Here is an 18298-nt window from a genome sequence, read left to right as displayed (position 1 = left end):
CGTGCCCGAGCACACCTTCCGCGTCAACGGGGAGCAGGTCACCGTCGACGTCGCCGACGACGTTCGCCTGCTGTGGGTCCTGCGGGACGTCCTGGGCATCACGGGGCCGAAGTACGGCTGCGGCATCAACGTCTGCAAGGCCTGCACCAGCCACCTCAACGGCGAAGCCGTGAACCCGTGCGCGATCCCGGTGGGGGAGCTGAGCCCGACCGACGAGGTCACCACGATCGAGGGCCTCCCGGCCACGGTCGGCGAGGACCTGCACCCGATGCAGCGCGCGTGGCTGCAGCACGACGTCGCGCAGTGCGGCTACTGCCAGCCGGGCCAGATCATGGCCGCGGTCGCCCTGGGCCGGAAGGTCTCGGCCGAGGGCCGCGCCATCACCGACGACGATCTGGACGGACTCCGCAACATCTGCCGCTGCGGCACCTACCCGCGCATCCGGGAGGCCATCAGCTCGGTCACCCGGACGTAGCGGAACACCTCGCCGTCACGACGGTCCGCGTGGAAGCGCAAAACGTCGTGACGTGCGAGGTGAGACGAATGGTGTCCGGTTTAGGAATTCGCGGACTCGGGGCTGTGACCGGCTACGGATGGGGAGTCGAACCGCTCTGGGAGGGGCTGCTCAGCGGCAAGCACGCGGCGAGCCTCCTCGACGGCTACGGCGAGGGCCGCGACCGGCCGGCGTGGGTCGCCGCGGTCCTGCCCGGCGGGGACGACTCGGACGGGCCGAGCCGGTTCGGGCGGGCGATGCGCGGCGCCGCCCGCGAGGCGATCGCCGACGCCCGCGCCAGGGGCTGGCGGGAAGGGCGCCGCGTGGGCCTGCTGCACGCGGTGGTGCTCGGCGAAGTGGACCTGTGGAAGGACTTCTACCTGCAGCGCGGGGGAGACGTCAGCAAGCGCGACTACCTGCGGCTGATGCCGTCGACGCCGATGTCGTTGCTGATGCAGGAGTTCGACTTCCACGGCCCGGCGATGAACGTCTCCGCGATGTGCTCGTCGGGCAACGCGGGCCTGATCACGGCGAAGGCCTGGCTGGACGCGGGTATCGTCGACGACGTCGTCTTCGTGGCCACGGACGTGTCGGCGACGCCGGAGAACGTGCTGCACTTCGAGCGCCTCGGCGTCGCCTTCACCGCGTCCGAACCTCCCGAGGTGTGCCGGCCCTTCCAGGAGGGCAGCAGCGGTTTCGCGATGGGCGAGGCGTCGGTGGCGATGGTCCTGTCCCGCAGCGGCGGAGTCCCGTACCTGAACGTCCTCGGCGGCGCGATGTCCCACGACGCCCACCACGTGACCTCGATCGACCCGGACCTGACCGACATCACCCGCTGCTTCGAGGAAGCACTCGACAACGCGGGCGTCTCCCGCTCGGACCTGCGCTACCTCAACGCCCACGGCCCCGGCACGGCCCAGTGCGACCGAGCCGAGTCGGAGATCTTCAACGCCCTGTTCCCACCGGAAGCCGAGCTCTACTCGGTCAAACCCCTCGTCGGTCACTGCCAGGGCGCGGCCTCAGCGGTGGAACTCGCCGCCACAGCCTTGGCCCACGACCGAGGCACCCTCCCAGCACCTCCGAAGGTGTCCGCGGGCCACCCACGCCTCCTCGACGGCCCCACACCCCTGTCCCCGGGCCTCACCGTCAAGTCCTCCCTCGGCATGGGAGGCCACAACTCGGTGGTGGTCCTGGCACCGTGATCCCCCCGGTGAGAACGCCCACCCCAACCGGGCGGGCGTTCTCACCGCCCAACACCGCGTTCCGCCGTCCGGCGGAGGGCTGAACTCCTGGAGCAGGACGGTTTTTCCTCGAATCACCCGTGATCAAAGTACGTTTTGCCCGGTCCATTCGAGGAAAAACCGTCCCCTGGCTAGCTTCCCGCTCGCAGCGACCCCGGCCGCCACCCGGTGAGACGCTGCACTTCTCGTGATCATGGTGTTGCGGCTGCTTTTTCGAGACCGGGGCGGAGCTTGTCGAGGGCCCACGGGATGCCGAGCACCGAGGGGAAGCGGAGCTGGGTGATCGTCTGCATGTCCGGGGTCACGTAGGCGCCGTGGTTGACGGCGGGGATGCGGCGCACCAGCGGGTTCGCTTCGAAGCCCTGCTGGGCCGCCTGGTTCGGGCATGAGCTGAAGGCGTTGACATCATCGTTGGAGCGTAGAAGCTCGTGCGGGATTGGCTCGGACAAGTCGCCGACAGGCTTCGGCTTCAGAACTCACTCAACGGGGTTGGTTTGAGATCGGTCCTGGGGAGCTCTGTTCCAGACGCGTGCGACCAAGTCGGCCGCGGCCTCGGCTCTGGCTCGGTCGGAGTGAAGTTGGAGTCGGGAAAGCGCAAGCTCGTAGCACTCGTCATCGGTACGGCTGGCGATGACCCATACGACGACGATCGTGCCGTCCGGCTCCACGCGAAAGATGATCCGGTAGTCGCGATTTCCGACTACGAGCTTCCGGAACGTCGTGAGGTTTCCGGAGCCCCGGGAACCCAACGGCTGGCCGCGAAGCTCAAATTCGCACTCAAGCTTCTTGAGCGCCTTCGCCGCCTGCTTTCGCGCGGAGCCGTCAAGTTCCTTCAGGTCCTCCCTGGCCTCGTCGGTCAGCTCTACTTTCGCCAAGGATCACTCCTCGTCGTCGAGGTCGATCCCGAACTCCTCGATCACATCGTCCAGGGCGTGACGTCGACCCGAGTCGGTGAGCACCCTTGCCCACGCGAGACTGAGCAGCCGCATGTCACCTTCGATCTCGTCGAGGTGCCGGAGTCGTTCAATGGTCTCGATTCCGACGATGGCGGCTCGCGGCCGGTTGTTGACCACGACGACTCGTTCGTGTCCGTCGTTTGCGTCGTTGACCAGCTTGGATACCCCGAACCGGCTCGCGTCGGTGACGCTGATCAACTCGTTGGTGTCCAGCTTCATCGCACCGCCTCCCGTCATCGATGGACACTCTACTCAGAATTCTAGGCATTCAACCCCGCGAGGGCCATGCTGATCACTGAACCGCTCGATTGGGTGAGGGCTGCGCGCTCGACTCGACATGTTGTCGAATCTGTGTTCGAATCGGGTTATGCGTTGGGAAGAGCAGCGGGTTGGTGCTGGTCGGGCGGGGGAGTTGCCGCTCGGTCTGCCGGAGCCCGTGCGGCGTGGGAGCGGTCGGGCCGGGTTGAAGTTGCCCGAGCCCGTGCCGATCGAGGCCGGGACCGATGACGCGTTCGCGATCGAGATTCAGGCGAAGTCGATCATCAACCGGGTGCCGGGGGAGTCGCAGGTGCCGTTCCAGTGGACGGTGAACCCGTACCGCGGCTGTACGCACGCCTGCGTGTACTGCTTCGCGCGGCGGACTCACACGTACCTGGACCTGGATTCGGGGCGGGACTTCGACAGCAAGATCGTCGTGAAGGTCAACGCGCCCGCCTTGCTGCGCAAGGAGCTGGCGAGCGCGCGGTGGGCCGGTGATCACATCGCGATGGGCACCAACACCGATCCCTACCAGCGCGCGGAGGGGCGGTACCGGTTGATGCCGGAGATCATCGCCGCGCTGCGCGATCGGGCCAACCCGTTCTCGATCCTCACCAAGGGCACGCTGATCCTGCGCGACCTGGACCTGATCGCCGAGGCCGCGCAGCGGGCTCCGGTGTCGATCGCGGCGTCGATCGGATCGGTCGACGAGACGCTGTGGCGCGCCGTGGAACCCGGAACGCCGTCGCCGCTGCGGCGGCTCGACGTGGTGCGCAGCTTCGCCGACGCCGGGATCGGGGTCTCGGTCCTGATGGCACCGATCCTGCCCGGCCTCAGCGACTCCCCGGAGCAGATCGACGCCACCGTCGCCGCCATCGCCGGAGCGGGTGCGATCAGCCTCACCCCGATCGTCCTCCACCTGCGCTCAGGAGCCCGCGAGTGGTATCACCAGTGGCTCTCGGCCCGGCGCCCCGATCTGCTACCGCTCTACGAACGCCTCTACCGCAACGGCGCCTACACCCCGAAGTCCTACCAGCGCGAGGTTCTGCAGCGCGTGGACCAGGCCAAGGCCCGCCACGGACTGGCGCGACCATCGACGAACTTCCGCGCCCAGCAGGACGCCCCAGCCAACGCCGGGAGCGACGGGCAGCACCAGCTCGCGCTGCTGTGATCCGCCCGCGGTGGCCCCGCGAACGTCGACGTCACGCCGACTCGGCTCGGGTTTGAGGGGCGAGGTGCTGGTCACAGGTGGGGAGGTCGTGCGACCCCGGGGGCTCGGGTGGTTGGGTGGAACGGTCAAGAACCCTTGATCTCGCAGGAGTGACATGACCCCGCACGATCCGCCGACCGCGGACTGGCTCCGGAAGCATCGGGCCGAGCTTCGCCGGTTCGCGCTCAACGCCGTTCATCCCGAAGGGGGTTTCGCCTGGCTCGACGACACCGGCTCGCCGGAGCTCGACCACGACGTGGAGCTGTGGATCACGTGCCGCATGACGCACGTGTTCGCGCTCGGTGTGCTGGAAGGCGACGACTCCTGCGCCGCCGCGCTCGACCACGGTGTGGCCGCGCTGCGCGGGCGGTTGCGCGATGAGCGGTTCGGCGGCTGGTTCGCGGGCGTGAACCGGCGGGGACCGACGGTGGCCGACAAGGAGGCCTACGGGCACGCCTTCGTCGTGCTCGCCGCGACCAGCGCCGTCGCCGCCGGGCACCCGGACGGCGAAGCGCTCCTCGCCGACGCGCTCGCGGTTCACGACGAGCGCTTCTGGCGTCCCGCCGACGGCCTGGTCGTGGACAACTGGAACCGGGACTGGACCGGCCTCGACCCCTACCGCGGCGTCAACGCCAACATGCACACCGTCGAAGCGCTGCTGGCCTGCGGCGACGTCACCGGAGACCGCGCCAGGACCGAGCGCGCCGCCGGGATCGTCGAGCGCGTGGTGCACGGTTTCGCCGCCGGGAACGACTACCGGCTGCCCGAGCACTTCTCCACCGAGTGGGAGCCGCTGCTCGACTACAACCGCGACAAGCCCGCCGACAAGTTCCGGCCGTACGGCGTCACCATCGGCCACCTGCTGGAGTGGGCCCGGCTGGCGCTGAACGTGCGCACGGCGCTCGGCGAGAGCGCGCCGGAATGGCTGCTCGACGACGCGCGGGCGCTGTTCGACCTGGCCGTGCGGGAGGGCTGGGACGTCGACGGTGCCGAAGGATTCGTGTACACGACCGACTTCTCCGGGCGACCCGTCGTGCGCGACCGCCTGCACTGGGTGGTGACCGAGGCCATCGCCGCCGCCTGGGCGCTGCACTCCGCCACCGGAGACGCGGTCTACGAGCGGTGGTACGGCGAGTGGTGGGCGCACGCCCAGCGCCATTTCCTCGACGGAACCGGTTCGTGGCACCACGAGCTGGACGCGACCAACCAGCCCGCCAGCACTGTGTGGGAGGGCAAGCCCGACGTCTACCACGCCTACCAGGCGGCGCTGCTCCCCGAACTCGACTCCGCGGTCTCGTTCGCGGGAGCAGCGCGCCGCCTGAACGCGTAGCTCAGGACGCCGCGGTCAGGTCCGCCACGCCGGGGAGGACCAGCGTCGGGCCGTGGGCCTCCAGCTCGGTTCGGGTCTGGGCCCCGGTGAGGACGGCGACGACCTGACCTGCGTGGGCGGCGTGGCCGGCTTGGACGTCGAGCGCGGTGTCACCGGCGGTGAGGACCTGGGCGGGGTCGTCGACGCCCGTCAGCTCCATCGCCCGGTGGATCATGTGCGGGGCGGGGCGGCCCGCCTCGACCTCGTCGGCGCAGACGACCGCGTCCAGCTGCTCGCCGACCCGCCAGTCCACTTCGGACAGGATCGTGTCGGTGATGCGGCGATCGAAACCCGTGGTGAGGGCGACCCGGACGCCCGAGTCGCGCAGTGCGGCAAGGGCTTCCGGGACGCCGGGGAACGGCTTCGGCGGGGTGGCCGCGTAGACCTCGCTCAAGCGTGTCACGAAGCGGTCGTGCAGGAATTCCGTCGCGCCCGGATCACCGGTGAGCGCGGCCAGCGCCGCGCGCTTGTCCGCGCCCATCCAGTGGCGCAACTCCGCGTCCGATGCCGGGCTGCCGTGCTCGGCCACCACCTCGGCGAGGACGCGGTAGACCGCGCCGCCCTCGTCGATGGTGGTGCCCGCGATGTCGAGTGCGGCCAGGGCGATCACGATGTGCTCCCGAGAAGACGGCGGATGAGGGCGGACAACTGGTCCACGGCGACGATCAGCACCAGCACCACCAGGATGTGGGTGAGCATCTCGTCGAACTGGAACAGCTGGATCGCCTGGTTGATCAGGAACCCGATGCCGCCGGCGCCGACGAGGCCGAGCACCAGCGACGAGCGGACGTTGACGTCGAAGCGGTACAGCAGCAGCCCCACCAGCTGCGGCGTCACCACCGGCAGCAGCGCGTGCGCCGCCACCTGGATCCGGCCCGCACCCGCCGAGCGCAGCGCCTGCGCCGGGCCCGGATCGGCGTCCTCCAGAGTCTCCGCCCACAGCTTGCCCATCACGCCGACGTTGTGGAACACCAGCGCCAGCACGCCGGGGAACGGGCCCAGGCCGACCGCGGTGACGAAGATCAGCGCGAACACCACGTCCGGCACCGCGCGCAGGAACGACAGCACGCCCCGCGCCGCCTGGTAGATCCAGGCCGGGGCGGTGCCGCGGGTGGCCAGCAGCGCCAGCACCAGCGAACCCGGGATCGACAGGGTGGTGCCCAGCAATCCGATCCACAGCGTCACGACCGCGGCCGACGCGCTCTCGGCGAGCACCTCCCCGCTCAGGTCCGGCGGGATGGCCTCGGACAGGAACTCGCCCATGCCCGTGGCGCCCTCGGCCAGCGCGGACAGCGAGATCTCGGTGGCGCTCCAGGCCGCCACGTGGGCGGCGACCAGGAGCGCGGCCACGATCCAGCCCACGATCCTGAGCCGGGTGCGCGGCGGTTTCGGCGGTACGGCCAGGCGCACGGCGGTGGTCACGACGTCGTCTCCAGAAGGGCGTGCGGGTACAGGGAATCGACCGGCTGGTCGGGCGGGCCGTCGAGGACGACGGCACCGTCGCGCAGGCCGACGACGCGGTCGGCGTGGCGGCGGGCCAGGTCCGGCTGGTGCAGCACGGCCAGCACCGCCAGCCCCTCGGTGTGCGCGAGCTCGGCCAGCAGCTCCAGGACCTGCTCGGCCGCGGCCGGGTCCAGCGCGGACACCGGCTCGTCGGCCAGCACCACCGGAGCCCGCTGGCACAGCGCGCGGGCGATGGCGACCCGCTGCTGCTGGCCTCCCGACAACCCGTCGGCGCGGTCGTGCGCGCGGTCGGCCAGCCCCACCCGCTCCAGGCAGCCCATCGCCTCCTCCCGCACCTCGCGGGGGAACAGGGCGGGGGTGAGCGAGCGGTGCAGCGGGAGCCGTCCGAGCGCGCCGGTGCAGACGTTGTCCAGCGCGCTGCGGCGGCCCACCAGGTGGATCCGCTGGAACACCAGCGCGATGTCCAGCGGACCCCGGTGGCGACCGTCGATCGTCACCTCGCCGTCGGCGGGGACGAGCCCGGCGGTGGCGCGCAGCAGCGTGGACTTGCCGGAGCCGTTGGCGCCCAGCACCGCCAGCAGCTCGCCCGAGCCGACGCCGACGTCGACCTGGTGCAGCACCTCGCGGTGTCCGTAGTGGACGGTCAATCCGGTGGCGGTGAGCATCAGACGTCGCCTTCGGTCAGCTTGAGGGCGGTGGCCAGGTCGAACAGCGGCTGGTAGGTGCTGCGGTCCACCGGGACCAGCGGTCCGGGCGGCGAGACGTCCAGCAGCGCCCCGATCTCGCCGACCGTGGCGGGGTCCAGGTTCAGCAGCGCGTCCCGCACGGCCTGCTTGAAGGCGGGGTCCATGTCGCCGCGCACGGTGATCGGGTCGTTCGGGATCGGTGCGGAGGACCAGATCTGGCGGTGCTGGGCGGGATCGAAGGTGCCGCTGGCGGTGGCGCTGGCCAGCTGCTGCGAGTTGATCTCGGCGGCGTCCACGCGGCGGTTGGTCAGCGCCAGCAGCGCCTCCGGGTGCCCGCCGGCGTAGTCGATCTTCACGTCCTTCTCCGGGATTCCGGTGTCGGCCAGCGCCTTTCGGGGCAGGGCGTCACCGGAGGTGGAGCCCACCGAGCCGAGCGCGAGCGAGCGGCCGCGCAGCTGCTGCACCGAGGTGATGTCGGAGTCCTTCGGCACCCAGATCCCGGCCGTGTAGGTCGACAGCGCGCGGTCGGCGTTGGCGAAGGACGCCACCGCTTCAGCGTCGGCGCGCTGGCTGGCGAAGACGTAGCCCAGCGGCCCGAAGATCGCGATGTCGAGCTTGCCGTTCTGCATGGCCAGGACCTCGGCGGAGTACTCCTGGGTCACCTGGACCTCCACCGGGCACCGCAGCTTCTGCGACAGGGCGTCGCCGAGCTTCTGCGCGGCCGGGGTGAGGCGGGCGGGGTCTTCGAAAGGCTCGACGCCGAAGCGGATCTTGCCGTCGGGGCAGGTCGGGGACTCGGCGGCGGTGTCACCACCACCGCCGCAGGCGGTCAGGGCGAGGACGGATCCGGTGACGAGGGTCAGGGCGATGCTGCGCAAGGACATCGGGGAGCTCCGTTAGGAATCGAGGACGGCGGGTGCGAGGCCGAAAGCGGTGGTCATGCCGATCCCGGAGGTCACGGCGACGGCCGTGACGCCGGGGGAGATGCGGGCGCGGAGGAACTCGCCGTCGGCGGAGGCGTAGACGCCCTGCCAGCGGCGCACCACCGCGAGGTCGTCGCGCCCGAGCAGCGCGCGGGTCTCGGCGAGCAGCAGCTCGTCGAACTCCTCCGACGACCAGGGTTCGGGTGTGCGGGCGTAGGTGTGGGTGTCGCCGACGACGAGGTCGCCGCCGGGCAGCTGGGTGAGCATGTGGTTGACCGAGGCCGCCAGCAGCTCCGGCCGCTGCGCGCTCAAGCGGTCCCGCAGCGCGCGGGCGCCCTCGGTCCGGGCCATCGCCGGGTAGCGCAGCATCGACGTGCCGGTCAGCAGCGCCGGGTCCAGCCGCACGCCCGGCGCGCGCAGCTGCAGCATCTGCAGGACGCAGCGGCGCATCCCGGCCTTCTCGGCCTCTTCCGGCAGGATCCGGTCGAGGTCGTGGCCGGTGCACACCACCACGCGATCGCCGCGCAGCTCGCCGCGGCCGGTGCGCACGAGACCGTCCTCGACGCCGAGGACCGGGGTGGACCACAGGAAGCGAACCCCGGGCCGGGAGGCGAGCCACTCGGCGATCGCCCCGGCGGCGCGCCGCTGGTCGACGCGCAGATCGCGGGGGAGCAGCGCGCCTCCGCGCAGCCCGTCGGCGGAAACCGGTGCGGCCGACCGCGTTTCGTCCGGCGTGAGGAGCCGGACCTCGCGGTGCTCAGCGAGCTCTTCGAGCGCGGCGACCTCCTCGGCCGAGCGGGCGACCACGACCGTGCCGCACTCGGCGACGTCGAAACCCGCCCGCTCGCCCAGGTTCAGCCAGGTGTCCCGGGCCCGCTCGGCGAAGCGCAGCGCCTCGCCGGTCTGGGCGGTGATGCAGGCGTGGCCGAAGTTGCGGACCGACGCGCCGACCGCGCGCTCGTCGCGCTCGACGACCGTCACCGACATGCCCCGCTCCACCGCCGCGACGGCGTGCGCGAGGCCGACGATCCCGGCGCCGACCACGATCAGGTCGCTGGAACTGCTCGAATCGCTCACACCGCACACGCTCGCAGTGGCCGATCACGCTGGTCAATGACTTGTATCTACAAGTCATCTGCTGTTCAACCTGGCATTTCCGATCGGACATGTGCCCCGAAGCCGATCTTGTATAGTCCAGTCCCGTGACGACTCCACTGCACCGCGTGCTGGCGGGCGAACTGCGGCAGCGCATCCGGTCCGGGGAGCTCGCGGTGGGCGAGTCCCTGCCCTCGGAATCCCAGCTGTGCCACGAGTTCTCGGTCTCGCGCGGCCCCATCCGCCAAGCCCTGGCCGCGCTGCGCGACGAGGGCCTGATCAGCGGCGGTCAGGGCAAGCGGCCGGTGGTCCTCGACGCCGTGCCGAGCCAGCCGTTCGAGTCGTTCCTGTCGTTCACCCGCCGCGCCGAGATCACCGGCCACGAACCCGGCCAGCAGCTGCAGGAGATCGCGCTGCGCAGGCCCGACCCGGCCATCGCCGCCGCGCTGCAGCTCGAACCCGACGCGCTCGCGGTGCAGCTGCTGCGGCTGCGGTTGCTGGACGGCCGGCCCGCGATGCTGGAGCGGATGACCTACCGCGAGCAGATCGGCCGCTCGCTGCTCGACGCCGACCTCAACGCCGGGTCGATCTACGCCCACCTCACCGAGCGGGGCGTGGACCTGCACGCCGCCCGGCACACCTTCGACGCCGTCGCCGCCAACGCCACCGACGCCCGGCTGCTGGAGGTCGGCGAGGGCGCCCCGCTGCTCCGGGAGCGCCGCATCACCACCGATTCCACGGGCACGCCGCTGGAGTGCTCCGAGGACCGCTACCGCCCCGACGTGGCCTCGGTGACGGTCACCAACACCCGCAGCAAGCGCACGGACGTCTCCCGCTCCGGCCCCGCCTGGACCGGCACCTCGGACTTCTGACCACTCCCGTTGTCGGGGACCCGATTACGGGAGCAATCCGTCACCTGAGAACGGGAGCGGTCGGGGTCGGACGGCCTGGCGCGGGGCTTCGCCGCGGTGGGCTGCGGTGATGGCGATGTCGAGGTCGTCCAGGGAGTGGGATCCGGCGACGAGGTCGGCGAACGGGTGCCGGTCGTGGTGGGTGGTGATGAACTCGACCGCCGTCCGCAGGTCGTCGGGGTGGTAGTTGTGGACGCCGACGACGCGGTGGAGGCCGCGCACCAGGCGTTCCGGGTCGAGGTTCACCGCGGGGCCGGGGGAGACCGAGCCGGCGAGGACTGCGGTGCCGCCGACGGCCAGGTAGTCCAGGCAGGTCTGCACGGCCTCGGAGGATCCGGAGAGCTCCAGCGCCACGTCCACCTCGCCGATCGGTGAGCCCACCGGCTGCGCCCCGGCCGCGCCGAAGCGCAGGGCCTGGTCGCGGCGGTGCTCGTGCGGGTCGACGGCGATCACCTCCGCGCCGGAGGCGGCCAGCATCGCCACGGCCGTCAGGCCGAGCATCCCGGCGCCGTTGACCAGGGCGCGCATGCCTTCGCGGATCGGCCCGGCCGCGCCGACCGCGGCCGCCACGGTCGCCGTCGCGCAGGACACCGGAGCGGCGACCTCAGCGGGCAACGACTCGTCGACCACCGCGATCGCGGTCCCGGGCCAGAGCACGCAGTGCGTCGCGAACCCGCCCCGCAGCGGCCTGGTCTCGTCCCAGGCTTCGTGCCCGTACTTGCGCAGGTGCAGGCACTTCTGCGGCATCCCGGCCCGGCACCGCGCGCACCGCAGGCAGGACGCCGCCACCGACCACACCACCCGCGACCCGGGCACCACCGGCGCCCCGTCCAGGCAGCGCGGCGCCTCGGGTCCGACCGCGATCACGCGCCCGACCTGCTCGTGCCCCAGCACGCCGGGGCAGGGACCCGGCCGACTGCCGCTCACGGTGTGCAGATCGCTACCGCACACGGTCGCCAGCTCGACCTCCACCAACACCTCACCCGGCTCCAACACCCCGGGCAACGCCACCTCCACAACCCGAAGCGGCTCCCCAACACCATCCCACCGCGCAACACGAGCAGCTCCCATGTCACGCACACTGCCAGCACCAACGTCATCTTGTATAGACAGGTTGACGACTGTTCACACGCCGTCCACGTCCGGTGCTGCTCCACGGAATCCGCATCTCGCGAAACCGCGACCGCAGGTGAGGAGCGGTCGTTACCATCGCCGGGGCAGTCGGGTGCGTGGCCGAGATCGTCGAAGCTCGCCGCCACGACCTCGGTCCTCGACCTTGATGGGATTTGAGATGGGCCTCTTCGATTGGTTCACCGGAACCAAGCGGCCCGCGAGCGGAACGGTGCCGCGGTCGGCTCAGGAGGTGCGCGCAGCGCTTCTCGGTGTCAACGGCCCCGACAAGCCGTTCACCGCGCGCGATGGTCGGGCAGAGGGCGTTGATCTCGTCGCGGAGTGGAAGATCGCCGATGTTCGCTGGTACGGCTACTTCGGCAACGTGACCACGGTCAACAGGACGCTGATGCGCATCGACGAGTCGAAGCGCGAAGTCCGCTCGGTGGACGAGGAGTGGTCGGTCACCTGGATCGGAGGAACGCCGCGCCTCCAACTCGCGGGCAGCCACACGCGGGGACAGATCAACAAGAAGTCCTACAGCGCGACCTTCACCCGTGACGAGGCGGGCAACCTGGTCAAGGAGCGGCAGCAGTCGTTCTCGTCGGCCGAGTTGAAGCCGCCCCTGCAGCATGCCGTCACCAGCGCGGGCTGGACTTGGCGAGGCGTTGTCGCAGGGAAGCTGTAGACGCACCTGTCGGTCGTGGGAACTCTGGAAGCAGGACGGAACGTGGCCCCTGGATTCGATGTGGACCCCGCGGCGCTGAACGCCGCCGGAGGGAAGATCTCGGAGTCGGTGTCCGGGATGCAGGGGCTGCGCTTGGCGAGCCTCGTCGCCCCCGCTGCGGATTTCGGTCACGACGGTGTGCACCGAGCCCTGGTCGACTTCTGCACGGGAGCGGAGCTCGCAGCGCAAGCGCTGGCGCGGGCGTCGGAAACGGCCAGCACCGCGTTGCGCGACACCGCCAAGTCGTACGTCGACCGGGACCTGGAAGCGGGCGACACCGTGCGCGAGGCGGTTGGCGACGCAGCGGGTGAAGGTCGATGACCGCTGAGCTCGGCGAGACCTCCGATGCGAAGGCCCTGATCCCCGGTGACCCGAGCTCCGTGGAGGGCACGGTTGCGAAGTTGCGCGCGCAGAGCGAGAGGTTCGGAGCTGTGGGCTCCGAACTCAAGCGCGTGGACGTCGTTGGCTGGACCGGTCAGGCGAGTGCTGCCTTCATGGACGCCTTCTCGCAGGAACCGCCGAAATGGCTGAAGGTGTGCGACCTGCTGGACTCGTCGGCTGACGCCCTCGTCGAGCACGCGTCGACGCTGCGATGGGCTCAAGACCAAGCAGCCGAGGCCATCGCGCTGTGGGAAGAGGGAGAAGCGGCCACCGCGAAGGCCGTGACGGACTACAACGCGGCTGTCTCGCGTGCCAACTCCCAGAATCAGGCCAACGCCGCTGCGGGGAGCGCAGCGACGGTGACCGTCGCTCCGTTCGCGGATCCCGGCGAACGCGCGCGAGAGGAAGCACGCGAGCTGCTCCAACGTGCGCGCCGGCAACTCGAGGAAGTCGGTCGTCGGATCGCCGAGAGGGTCGATGGGCAGAACTCCCGGGACAAGGGCCTGCTCGATGAGCTGGTCGACACCGTCACCCGTGGCTGGCAGGCGTCCGGGAAGGCCGAGGCGAGCGGTCTGGGGGCCGGAGTTGAGGCGAAGGGGCCGGCGGACGGCAAGCTCGGTGAGCTCAAGGCGTTCGCGCAGCTGGGGAAGGCGAGCGCTGACGGAACGACGGGCAACGAGTTCTTCAGGCTGTCGGGGAAAGCCGAGGCCAGCGCGGAGGCCGCTGCCACTGCGGCAGCCTCGATCACCGATCAGGGTTTGAAGGGGCGAGCCGAAGCGGTAATCGGTGCCAAGGCGTCGGCGGAAGGGCGAGCGGATCTCGGCCCGCTGGGTGTCTACCGGAAGGTGGAGGGTTTCGCGGGCGCGCAGGCCGGGACCCAGGTCACCGCTGGACCGAAGGGGTTGAGCGCGACAGCCGATGCTTTCGCTGGAGCGAAGGGCACCATCAAGAGCGGTGGCGATGTCGGTGGAATCGGGGTCAACGCTGTTGCCGAGGGATGGGCGGGTGTCGGAGCGGAAGCGGGAGTCACGCTCGGGGAGGGCGAGGACGGCAAGTGGCACGTCGGTGCCAATGCCGGTGCCGCGATCGGGCTCGGTGGGCACGTCGGATTCGAGTTCACCGTGGACCCCGCGAAGGTGAGCAAGACGGTCGGAGACGCTGCTGAGATCGTCGGGAAGGCCGGAGACACGTTCGGGAGCGCAGCCGGCGACGCTCAGCGCACCATCTCCGGATGGCTGGACTGAGCAACACGCGCGCTGCTTCCCGCAGCAGGCAGGAAGGTGTGTGACCAGTGGCAACGTCCTTGCCGATCCCGATCGAGTTTCAGCTGCCCGAAGGGTGGCGCGCGGTCTCACCCGACACGGTCGGAGCACCGGGAGCTGCGTTCGTGGCCGTTCATCCGGCGACGCATCGCAGCGGCTTCACCACCAACATCACGATCGACGGCGACGTGCACACGGATGCGGTGTCGTTGACCGAACTCGCCGACGGATCGATCGATCGGCTTCGCGATTCGGCGAGATCGGTGTCGATGTCCCAGCGCACGGAGTTCGGCTCGGAGGAGGTTCCGGGGCTGACCCAGGTGCTGCGGGTCGTCACCGAGGTCGCCGGAACGGCGACCGAGCTGGTTCAGTGCCAGGTCTACCTCGCGATGTCCGACATCGAGGACCGGCACGCGCGGGCCATCATCCGGCTGGTGCTGACCGCTGCCGAGGAGGACTTCAGCGCGGTCACACCTGACTTCCAGCGATTCGTCGCCTCGGTGCAACCCGAGAGCTCGGAGTAGGACACCAGCGCGCGGACGAAGTCGGAGGCCGAGCCCGGTGTGCGGGGCTCGGCCTCGTGGCGATTTCCGGAAGCGGTCAGCGCTTTCCGGGTGAAGCAGTTGTCTGCGCGGAATTCCCTGGTGTTGTAAAGCACGTACGCGTTGGAAAGCGTGTGCCGGGCATTGTCCCTCGAATGCGAAGAGGTGTTGATCCGGGGATTCGGCGCTTTCTTGAATTGTTCGCGTTTCCGTTACGCGGAGTGCAGGAGGGTGGGTGACATGACGTCACCGGGCCGGATTAATCGGTCCCGGGCTGCTCCGCCGCCTGCTGCTCCTCGGGCTTCCAGCGGACGCCGAAGACTCCCATGCCGAAGTCCAGCGCCACCGCGTGCGCCCGCCCGAAGCGGTCCACCTGCAGCTGCTTGGGCTGCTCGGCCTCCTGCATCGAGGAGTCGCCGACGTAGCTCTCGCAGCCCGCGGGCGGGTGTGCCGGATCGAACTGCAGCTCCACGACGTACTGCCGCACCGGCAGCCGGAACAGCCGGCAGAAGCTGTGCTCGACCTCGTTCGGACCGGTCGGCGGGTCGATGATCTCGTACTCCAGCAGCAGCGTCTCGCCGCGCGCCAGGGCGTGGTCGAACAGCAGCTCGGCGACCACCAGGTCGCGGGCGTGGTCGGTGAGCACCTGGCCCAGCCGGCACGACCGGATCGGGCGGATGATCGGCGGCGTGGCCACCGACGACGCGCCGTCGAACATGATCACCCAGCGGTCCGCGTTGTTGGTCTCGGCGCGAACCAGCTTGCGGGTGCGGATCTTTCGCAGGTCACCGCGCTGGTCGACGTGCACCACGTCGTGGTGCGACAGGCGGGTGAGCTTGCTGTCGTGGTTGGTGTCGATCTTGGTGAGCAGCTCGGCGGCCGACTCGTGCTCCGACCACAGGGCGCTCAGCGGCGGTGCCTCGGTCGAGGCCTGGCGGGTGCGGCCGCGCGGGCGCGGCGGTCCGAGCAGCGCGGACAGGGAGCTCTCCGGAACGCCGAGGACCTGCTCCAGCTGGGCCAGCGCCAGCAGCGAGTCGGGGCGCTCGGGACGGCGCCTGCCGGACTGCCAGTAGCTCAGCGCCGTGATGCTGACCGGGGTTCCTCTGGCGCGCAGGCGGTGCTGGATGCGCTCCAGGCTCAGGCGGCTGGATCGGATGGCGGTGCGCAGAGCGGCTTCGAACGGACCTGTGCGGAGCAGCTCCGCCAGCTCGGCCGAGATCGCTCCGGCCTGCTGCGTCGGTTGCGGCTTCGGGGCCGGGGTCGGGTGAGCCTGCTGCTGGGTCGGGTGGGCCTGCTGGGCGCCCTGCATACCGCGAACGGCCGGTCGGGGGGCGGTCGGGCGGGCCTCGGTTTTCGGGCCGGTCATCGTTACTCCTCGTGTCCGGCGAATTCCGAACTTACGCTAATCAGTGGGTCACTGTTGCGCAACGACCGAGTTCCGGTAGGCGTCTCCCACTAAAGGAGGAGCCCACCTCGGGCGATGCCTGTGTTTTGTTGTTCCTTCTCTCTCCACACGTATGCACCGCCCCACATTGTTCACTCCGCCGCCATCCGGGTCCGCGAAACCGCGAAATCATCGGGATCGGAAAAATGGTTGGACCAGCCTGTCACGCTGGACGTGCCAGGTCCAGACCTCGCGTCGCGGGCTCACATCGCGGGACGCCGCCGCAGCCCTGCTCGCGATCGCCCAGCGCAGGTTGGCTAGCCTGGAACCTTGCGTCCCGCCTGCTCAAGACCGCGGGAAGCCCCACCAACGCAGTCGAACGCTGGTACAGCGGAAGAAGGAGCCTGAGTACCCGTGATGCGCACGCACGAGGCCGGATCGCTCCGCGCCGGTCATGCCGGGCAGACCGTCACCCTCGCCGGGTGGGTGGCGCGCCGTCGCGATCACGGCGGGGTCATCTTCATCGATCTCCGCGACGCTTCCGGCGTCTCGCAGGTCGTCTTCCGCGAGGGCGAGATGGCCGAGCGCGCCCACCGGCTGCGCGCCGAGTTCTGCATCAAGATCACCGGTGAGGTCGTGGTCCGCCCGGAGGGCAACGAGAACCCGGAGATCCCGACCGGCGCCATCGAGATCACCACCACCGACCTGGAGGTGCTCAGCGAGTCGGCCCCGTTGCCGTTCCCGCTCGACGAGCACCTGGAGGTCGGCGAGGAGATCCGCCTCAAGCACCGCTACCTGGACCTGCGCCGCGCCGAGCCCGCGCGGATCATGCGGATGCGCAGCGACATCAACCGCATCGCGCGCGAGACGCTGCACGGCCGCGAGTTCGTCGAGATCGAGACGCCGACGATGACGCGCTCCACCCCGGAGGGCGCCCGCGACTTCCTCATCCCGGCCCGCCTGCAGCCGGGCAGCTGGTACGCGCTGCCGCAGTCGCCGCAGCTGTTCAAGCAGTTGCTCATGGTCGGCGGCATGGAGCGCTACTTCCAGATCGCCCGCTGCTACCGCGACGAGGACTTCCGCGCCGACCGGCAGCCGGAGTTCACCCAGCTCGACATCGAGATGAGCTTCGTCGAGCAGGACGACGTGATCGAGCTCGGCGAGGAGATCCTGGCCGGCCTGTGGAAGCTGGTCGACCACGAGATTCCGCGCCCGATCCCGCGGATGACCTACGCCGAGGCGATGGCCCGCTACGGCACCGACAAGCCCGACCTGCGCTTCGGTCTCGAGCTCACCGAGATGACCGAGTACTTCAAGGACACGCCGTTCCGCGTGTTCCAGGCGCCCTACGTGGGCGCCGTGGTCATGCCGGGCGGCGCCGACCAGCCGCGCCGCCAGCTCGACGCCTGGCAGGAGTGGGCCAAGCAGCGCGGCGCCAAGGGCCTGGCCTACGTGCTCATCGGCGAGAACGGCGAGCTTTCCGGCCCGGTCGCCAAGAACCTGTCGGACTCCGAGCGCGAGGGCCTGGCCAAGGCCGTCGGCGCCAACCCCGGTGACTGCGTGTTCTTCGGCGCGGGTGCGCGCGCGGGCGCGCGGGCGCTGCTGGGCGCGGCCCGGCTGGAGATCGGTGAGCGCTGCGGCCTCATCGACCACGACGCCTGGTCGTTCGTGTGGGTCGTCGACGCCCCGATGTTCGAGCCCGTCGAGGACATGGAGGCCGGTGACGTCGCCGTCGGCAGCGGCAGGTGGACCGCGGTGCACCACCCCTTCACCTCGCCCAACGCCGACTGGGTCGACAACTTCGAGAAGGACCCGGAGAACGCGCTGGCCTGGGCCTACGACATCGTCTGCAACGGCAACGAGATCGGCGGCGGTTCCATCCGTATCCACCGGCCGGACCTGCAGGAGCGGGTGTTCGAGCTGCTGGGCATCACCGACGAGCAGGCGCAGGAGAAGTTCGGCTTCCTGCTGGAGGCGTTCAAGTACGGCGCCCCGCCGCACGGCGGCATCGCCTTCGGCTGGGACCGGATCTGCATGCTGCTGGCCGGGGCGGATTCGCTGCGCGACGTCATCGCGTTCCCGAAGAGCGGCGGCGGGTTCGACCCGCTGACCGCCGCGCCGGCGCCGATCACCGCCGCCCAGCGCAAGGAGGCCGGCATCGACGCGAAGCCGAAGCAAGCCGCCGACAAGGGCGCAGGCGACAAGGGCGCCGAGGGGAATGAGCAGCAGGGCTAGGGGATTGGTCCCTTCGAGTGGCCGCCCGGTCCGACGCGTCATCCACGCGCC

Annotated in this window: 20 protein-coding genes; 10 read left to right on the top strand and 10 right to left on the bottom strand. The window is 70.3% G+C overall.

Features of this window, described 5'->3' with window-relative positions:
• Nucleotide 1: 1 nt before the first annotated feature.
• Both QFW96_RS02600 and QFW96_RS02595 read left to right on the top strand, forming a co-directional pair.
• Nucleotides 2-475 (top strand): (2Fe-2S)-binding protein, encoded by a 474-nt coding sequence (locus tag QFW96_RS02600; RefSeq protein ID WP_281453837.1) that lies wholly within the window; start codon nt 2-4, stop codon nt 473-475.
• Between the two features lie 68 nt (nt 476-543).
• Complete coding sequence (locus QFW96_RS02595) at nt 544-1695, top strand: beta-ketoacyl synthase N-terminal-like domain-containing protein (RefSeq protein WP_281453836.1); 1152 nt, start codon at nt 544-546, stop codon at nt 1693-1695.
• A gap of 230 nt (nt 1696-1925) precedes the next feature.
• Here the strand turns inward: QFW96_RS02595 and QFW96_RS02590 are convergent, their stop codons facing one another.
• The 3 genes from QFW96_RS02590 to QFW96_RS02580 are packed head-to-tail and all read right to left on the bottom strand — an operon-like array spanning nt 1926 to nt 2927.
• On the bottom strand, nt 1926-2183 hold the full coding sequence (locus QFW96_RS02590) for a hypothetical protein (protein ID WP_281453835.1): 258 nt from the start codon (nt 2181-2183) through the stop codon (nt 1926-1928).
• Between the two features lie 27 nt (nt 2184-2210).
• Nucleotides 2211-2609, bottom strand: coding sequence for a type II toxin-antitoxin system RelE family toxin (locus tag QFW96_RS02585; protein ID WP_281453834.1), 399 nt, complete (start codon nt 2607-2609; stop codon nt 2211-2213).
• Nucleotides 2610-2612: 3 nt separating this feature from the next.
• Complete coding sequence (locus tag QFW96_RS02580) at nt 2613-2927, bottom strand: type II toxin-antitoxin system prevent-host-death family antitoxin (RefSeq protein WP_281453833.1); 315 nt, start codon at nt 2925-2927, stop codon at nt 2613-2615.
• A 100-nt stretch (nt 2928-3027) separates the two neighbouring features.
• Between QFW96_RS02580 and QFW96_RS02575 the strand changes: the two genes are divergently transcribed.
• Both QFW96_RS02575 and QFW96_RS02570 read left to right on the top strand, forming a co-directional pair.
• Complete coding sequence (locus tag QFW96_RS02575) at nt 3028-4119, top strand: Rv2578c family radical SAM protein (protein WP_343231353.1); 1092 nt, start codon at nt 3028-3030, stop codon at nt 4117-4119.
• Between the two features lie 154 nt (nt 4120-4273).
• A complete protein-coding gene (locus QFW96_RS02570; RefSeq protein WP_281453831.1) occupies nt 4274-5488 on the top strand; it encodes an AGE family epimerase/isomerase in 1215 nt (404 codons plus the stop codon).
• Between the two features lies 1 nt (nt 5489).
• Here QFW96_RS02570 and QFW96_RS02565 read toward each other — a convergent pair whose 3' ends face one another.
• From QFW96_RS02565 to QFW96_RS02545, 5 genes are read right to left on the bottom strand one after another with little or no spacing between them, the layout of a single operon-like run.
• A complete protein-coding gene (locus tag QFW96_RS02565) occupies nt 5490-6137 on the bottom strand; it encodes a phosphonatase-like hydrolase (protein WP_281453830.1) in 648 nt (215 codons plus the stop codon).
• Nucleotides 6134-6949, bottom strand: a complete 816-nt coding sequence (phnE, locus tag QFW96_RS02560; RefSeq protein WP_281453829.1) for a phosphonate ABC transporter, permease protein PhnE — start codon at nt 6947-6949, stop codon at nt 6134-6136. The genes QFW96_RS02565 and phnE overlap by 4 nt, the downstream gene beginning before the upstream one ends.
• Nucleotides 6946-7656 (bottom strand): phosphonate ABC transporter ATP-binding protein, encoded by a 711-nt coding sequence (locus QFW96_RS02555; protein ID WP_281453828.1) that lies wholly within the window; start codon nt 7654-7656, stop codon nt 6946-6948. Before QFW96_RS02555 ends, phnE begins: the two co-directional genes overlap by 4 nt.
• Nucleotides 7656-8561, bottom strand: coding sequence for a phosphate/phosphite/phosphonate ABC transporter substrate-binding protein (locus QFW96_RS02550; RefSeq protein WP_281453827.1), 906 nt, complete (start codon nt 8559-8561; stop codon nt 7656-7658). The genes QFW96_RS02555 and QFW96_RS02550 overlap by 1 nt, the downstream gene beginning before the upstream one ends.
• A gap of 12 nt (nt 8562-8573) precedes the next feature.
• Nucleotides 8574-9677, bottom strand: a complete 1104-nt coding sequence (locus QFW96_RS02545) for a TIGR03364 family FAD-dependent oxidoreductase (protein WP_281453826.1) — start codon at nt 9675-9677, stop codon at nt 8574-8576.
• Between the two features lie 125 nt (nt 9678-9802).
• Between QFW96_RS02545 and QFW96_RS02540 the strand changes: the two genes are divergently transcribed.
• Nucleotides 9803-10567, top strand: coding sequence for a GntR family transcriptional regulator (locus QFW96_RS02540; RefSeq protein ID WP_281453825.1), 765 nt, complete (start codon nt 9803-9805; stop codon nt 10565-10567).
• A 24-nt stretch (nt 10568-10591) separates the two neighbouring features.
• Here the strand turns inward: QFW96_RS02540 and QFW96_RS02535 are convergent, their stop codons facing one another.
• Complete coding sequence (locus QFW96_RS02535) at nt 10592-11602, bottom strand: zinc-binding dehydrogenase (RefSeq protein WP_281454025.1); 1011 nt, start codon at nt 11600-11602, stop codon at nt 10592-10594.
• Between the two features lie 295 nt (nt 11603-11897).
• On the opposite strand from QFW96_RS02535, the gene QFW96_RS02530 reads away from it, so the two are divergent.
• From QFW96_RS02530 to QFW96_RS02515, 4 genes are all read left to right on the top strand, one after another.
• Nucleotides 11898-12404 (top strand): hypothetical protein, encoded by a 507-nt coding sequence (locus QFW96_RS02530; RefSeq protein WP_281453824.1) that lies wholly within the window; start codon nt 11898-11900, stop codon nt 12402-12404.
• Nucleotides 12405-12446: 42 nt separating this feature from the next.
• Complete coding sequence (locus QFW96_RS02525; RefSeq protein ID WP_281453823.1) at nt 12447-12764, top strand: hypothetical protein; 318 nt, start codon at nt 12447-12449, stop codon at nt 12762-12764.
• Entirely contained in the window at nt 12761-14068 is a 1308-nt protein-coding gene (locus QFW96_RS02520) for a putative T7SS-secreted protein (RefSeq protein WP_281453822.1), read from the top strand. The genes QFW96_RS02525 and QFW96_RS02520 overlap by 4 nt, the downstream gene beginning before the upstream one ends.
• 143 nt (nt 14069-14211) lie before the next feature.
• Nucleotides 14212-14610, top strand: a complete 399-nt coding sequence (locus QFW96_RS02515; RefSeq protein WP_281453821.1) for a hypothetical protein — start codon at nt 14212-14214, stop codon at nt 14608-14610.
• A 277-nt stretch (nt 14611-14887) separates the two neighbouring features.
• Here QFW96_RS02515 and QFW96_RS02510 read toward each other — a convergent pair whose 3' ends face one another.
• Nucleotides 14888-15994, bottom strand: coding sequence for a hypothetical protein (locus tag QFW96_RS02510; protein ID WP_281453820.1), 1107 nt, complete (start codon nt 15992-15994; stop codon nt 14888-14890).
• Between the two features lie 432 nt (nt 15995-16426).
• Between QFW96_RS02510 and aspS the strand changes: the two genes are divergently transcribed.
• A complete protein-coding gene (aspS, locus tag QFW96_RS02505) occupies nt 16427-18247 on the top strand; it encodes an aspartate--tRNA ligase (RefSeq protein ID WP_281453819.1) in 1821 nt (606 codons plus the stop codon).
• The last annotated feature ends 51 nt before the right edge of the window (nt 18248-18298 follow it).

This window comes from Saccharopolyspora ipomoeae (assembly GCF_029952525.1).
Classification (GTDB): Bacteria; Actinomycetota; Actinomycetes; order Mycobacteriales; family Pseudonocardiaceae; genus Saccharopolyspora; species Saccharopolyspora ipomoeae.
This window is presented reverse-complemented; position numbering and strand designations above follow the sequence as displayed.

What these genes read in the sequence shown, in the direction of transcription:
- QFW96_RS02595 (WP_281453836.1), top strand. Translation starts at nt 544, where the DNA reads ATGGTGTCCGGTTTAGGAATTCGCGGACTCGGGGCTGTGACCGGCTAC.
- QFW96_RS02580 (WP_281453833.1), bottom strand. Translation starts at nt 2,927, where the DNA reads ATGACGGGAGGCGGTGCGATGAAGCTGGACACCAACGAGTTGATCAGC.
- QFW96_RS02575 (WP_343231353.1), top strand. Translation starts at nt 3,028, where the DNA reads ATGTTGTCGAATCTGTGTTCGAATCGGGTTATGCGTTGGGAAGAGCAG.
- QFW96_RS02570 (WP_281453831.1), top strand. Translation starts at nt 4,274, where the DNA reads ATGACCCCGCACGATCCGCCGACCGCGGACTGGCTCCGGAAGCATCGG.
- QFW96_RS02555 (WP_281453828.1), bottom strand. Translation starts at nt 7,656, where the DNA reads ATGCTCACCGCCACCGGATTGACCGTCCACTACGGACACCGCGAGGTG.
- QFW96_RS02550 (WP_281453827.1), bottom strand. Translation starts at nt 8,561, where the DNA reads ATGTCCTTGCGCAGCATCGCCCTGACCCTCGTCACCGGATCCGTCCTC.
- QFW96_RS02530 (WP_281453824.1), top strand. Translation starts at nt 11,898, where the DNA reads ATGGGCCTCTTCGATTGGTTCACCGGAACCAAGCGGCCCGCGAGCGGA.
- QFW96_RS02520 (WP_281453822.1), top strand. Translation starts at nt 12,761, where the DNA reads ATGACCGCTGAGCTCGGCGAGACCTCCGATGCGAAGGCCCTGATCCCC.
- QFW96_RS02510 (WP_281453820.1), bottom strand. Translation starts at nt 15,994, where the DNA reads ATGACCGGCCCGAAAACCGAGGCCCGCCCGACCGCCCCCCGACCGGCC.